This is a genomic window from Pseudomonas sp. 57B-090624, from assembly GCF_003234055.1.
GTDB lineage: Bacteria > Pseudomonadota > Gammaproteobacteria > Pseudomonadales > Pseudomonadaceae > Metapseudomonas > Metapseudomonas tohonis.
This window is the reverse complement of the sequence record NZ_QKRU01000157.1, coordinates 1-3,369: the sequence shown is the minus strand read 5'-3', so window position 1 is coordinate 3,369 and position 3,369 is coordinate 1. Positions and strand designations below refer to the sequence as shown.

At 64.8% G+C, this 3,369-nt stretch carries 6 protein-coding genes; all 6 read right to left on the bottom strand.

The features are described 5' to 3' along the window. Positions 1-931: hypothetical protein (locus DMX10_RS32025; RefSeq protein ID WP_218281356.1), on the bottom strand; the 931-nt coding region annotated here is incomplete at its 3' end. A gap of 274 nt (positions 932-1,205) precedes the next feature. Beyond that, entirely contained in the window at positions 1,206-1,553 is a 348-nt protein-coding gene (locus DMX10_RS32020; RefSeq protein WP_146603114.1) for a hypothetical protein, read from the bottom strand. Between the two features lie 55 nt (positions 1,554-1,608). Beyond that, complete coding sequence (locus tag DMX10_RS32015; protein ID WP_146603113.1) at positions 1,609-2,346, bottom strand: hypothetical protein; 738 nt, start codon at positions 2,344-2,346, stop codon at positions 1,609-1,611. Between the two features lie 3 nt (positions 2,347-2,349). Then, positions 2,350-2,535, bottom strand: coding sequence for a hypothetical protein (locus DMX10_RS32010; RefSeq protein WP_111264863.1), 186 nt, complete (start codon positions 2,533-2,535; stop codon positions 2,350-2,352). Between the two features lie 9 nt (positions 2,536-2,544). After that, complete coding sequence (locus DMX10_RS32005) at positions 2,545-3,012, bottom strand: hypothetical protein (protein ID WP_111264862.1); 468 nt, start codon at positions 3,010-3,012, stop codon at positions 2,545-2,547. Next, positions 3,005-3,369 (bottom strand): phage virion morphogenesis protein (locus DMX10_RS32000; RefSeq protein ID WP_111264861.1); only part of this gene is annotated, 365 nt, incomplete at its 5' end. The genes DMX10_RS32005 and DMX10_RS32000, both read right to left, overlap by 8 nt.

Sequence of the window (3,369 nt, the reverse complement as noted above, 5' to 3'; positions counted from 1 at the left end):
CCGCCTTGGTGGACAGGGCCAGCGTGCTGATGCCGTCTTTCTCGTCGACGCCGGACGACAGAATGTCGTTGAGGGCGGAGGCTGACTCCGCCGCATCCTTGCCCATGTTGACGCTGAGCTGCCGCACCTCCTGGGACAACTGGGCGAACCGCTCGCGGCTCAGGTCGGTAATGGAATCCACGGCCGCCATCTGCTGGCCGAATTTCGCATAGAAGCCCAGGACATTGCCGCCGCCATACACAAGCGCGCCCATGGATGCGGCGGCAACCCCGGCCTGCACTCGGACTTCTCCCAGCGACTTTGCCCAGCCATTGGTGCCGGTCTTCAGCTCGGCGACACGCTCGCGCAGGCGAACCTTGGCCTGTAGCAATTCGCCCGTGGTCAGGGTGCCGCTGTTGCGCAGGAGCTGATACTGCTGGGTAAGCCCGTTGATTTCCTGGCGGATGTCGGCGTGGGGGCGCACGTTGAGAGCGGCACGGGCCCCGGCGATGCGTTCGGCCTGGGCCGACGCCCGGCCCTGGGTGGCATCCAGCTCGGCCGCCAGGCGTTTCTGCTCAGCGGCCAGGCGGGTGGTGTCGACCCCGGCACTGCGCAGGGCCTGGCTCAGCTCGGCCAGCTCCAGGCGCTGCCCGGCGATGCTGCGTTGCAAGACGTCGGCTTGCTGGCTGGCGGCGCGGTAGGCCTGGATTTGCGCCCGCGTGGGGCGTTCCGCCGCCAGCATCTCGCTGGCCAGATCGGATAGATGGCGGCGCGTCGCATTGAGCTGGCGCTCGTTGTCGACTAGGCTAGCCTCCAGCTCTTGCAGGGAAGCGATGCGCCCAAGTGGTTGGCGCAGCTGATTGATCAGTGCTTTGTAGCCTGCCTGGAACTGCTGCAACGTGTTGCGGCCCTGGCTGGCATCAACGGATATTGAGAGGCGAACATCGGTCATGAAGATTTACCAAATTGCTATCGTCCTAACGCTCGTTACGCTGCTTGTCCCCAAGCTCGGGGGCACAATCTTCGGCGCGCTTGTCGTTGCGGTAGTCCTTCTGGGGGTGTTTGCTATTGCGGCGGGTCTTCCGGGGTTGCGGTCGAATAAGCCCCGCCAGTAACTCCCTAGCCCCGCCCCCTCTCGGCCTTCTCGGCCGCCTCTATCGCCTCATCCAGCGCCGCCTGCCACGTCCCCCACGGATACGCCCACAAACCGGTGTGTCCGTGGCGGATTAGGCAGGCAGCGTTTCGTTCAAGCTGCCAGAGAGCTTCGCCAGCAGTTGGCGCCCTGCCTCGCCGACGCGCGCTCGTAGGTCGAAAAAATCCGGGTTCACTGCCTTGCAGTCCTCCCCCAGTTCGCGCAGCTCGCTGGGCGTCATGCCGCCCAGTTGTTCGGCCGTGGCGTTGGTCATGCGCTCCAGGTCGTCGAGGGTGAAGTCGGGCAGCAGGCTGTCGCGCACCAGATCAGGCTCCACGGTTCTGGCCTCCATGCTCTTCAGCCAATCGCGGATTTCTTCAACGGTCAGCTCGCGGCACTGGATGCCGAGGCCGCCGGCCTTGCTGGTCTTGGTCATTGCCATGTCATGGGCTCCAGGCGCCAGGCCTGCGCGGCCCGGCGGGTTGTGAGTGGGAGGGTTACAGCAGGTCGGCGCGGTAGAAGGGCGACTCACCAACGGGGCGCGACACATCCGCCAGAGCCTCGCCCTTGGAAAGCAGCTTCCCGGGGTTCTGATCGTCGATAAGCGCCAGCTCCTCGGCCGGCGGCGCTTTCCAACGCCAGAGCGTCACCACCACCGGTCGGCCGCTGTCGGCTTCGTTGAGGCCGTCAAATACGATTTCGTATTCCGCGCCAGGCTCGATCAATGCTTCCAGGCGTGTGGCTGCCGTCGAGGTGTAGGCCAGCAAAGCGGGGGTGGGCGTGGTAATCACGGCACTCCCTTTTTTGACTCGGATGCCTGCGGCCGAGACCTCAACCTCGCTCAGAGGGATGGGGCTGGAGTCGGTTTTCTTGGTGATGACCAGGCTCTTGGCGCCAGGGAACTCGGTACGGGCGAGACTGCCCGGAATGAGCATGACCTCTTCGCCGCTGACGGTTTCCTCATCCAGCTTGACCAGGCTGCCCTGGGTCACCATGGCGAGGTTTTCCTCGTACCATTCCTGCATTTGGATCGCCAGGTCCACGCCTTCCAGGTTGTCCTGCCGCGCGAGGTTGCCACCGCCCGGGCGGCGGTGTTGTTTCCAGGTGGTCGAGTTGCTGCGGTGGGTGATCTTCAGTTGCTCACAATCGCCCAGGTCGCGCATCGGCGCGTTCGGGATATCGAGGCGGCGAGCACTTACAACGCCTACGCCTTTGTAGACCTTCACGTTTGCCATGGCTTACTTGCCCCCCTTGACGATCTCGCCGGCCTTCAGCGAGACGATGGCCTGTGCATCGCTTTCGGAAACGGAAATGACCGTGTCCTTGGCGTGCTTGGTGCCCGCGTGCCGGTGTCCCTGCTCGCGGGTGATCTTGACTTTGACTTGCGGTTTCTCCGCCACGGAGGCGGCTTCTTCGGTTTGCATGTAGTCCTCCTAGCGGACTCGTGGGTGTTGGAATTGAACCGGCCAGGTGATGACCCAGGCGGCGGTGCCCTTCTGATCCAGGGCGGCGTGGTAGAGGTTGGCGGCCCGGATGTCCTTGGCGTTGATGCTGTCCTGCAGCGCCAGGCCCAACGTGCTGCCGGGCGCTGCTGCTTGAATCGGCGTCAGCACCTGCAGCACGTTGAGCGCGCGGGAGCCGACTTTGCCGAGGTCGCCAGCCAGCGCGACCAGGACCACATGGGCGGAGCAGACCAGGTCGCCGCGCCCGGTCACTTCGAACTTCAGGCCCTCCAGGGCGACGCGACAGGCGCGCGTGCTGGTGGCGTACTTCTCCAGGTCGGCGACGCTGAAACGGCCGCCGTGCAGCTTCACTTCCACCTTGAGCTGGGCCGCTTCGAACTGGGCGTTGACCCAGGTCTCGACGCCGGCCAGCACGGCGGTGGGGGTGAGTTCAGCCATTTGTCATTGCCTCCAGGTAGTCTTCGGTGATGCCGACCAGGTCTTCGAAGTCCTGGCCCTCGACGCCCAGGAACTCACGCTGTGGAATCCCACGGTCCGGGTCGCCGAAGTTGTGGGTGGCGGCATAGATGAGCGGGCTACCGACCAACACGCTGTCGCCCTGCACCTGATAGCTGATGCTGTTCAGCAGCGGCCCCATGCTCTGCAGCAAGCTTTGCCCGCTGTGGCGCGTCTCTGCGTAGGCCTCCGACCAGCCTTGCCAGGGCTCGCCCGACGGGCTGGTCTTGTCGCTCTGGATGCGGCGCCGGGTCTGTGACTCGACTTCAGCACCCAGCCCTTCCAGGAGCGGTTCCACGT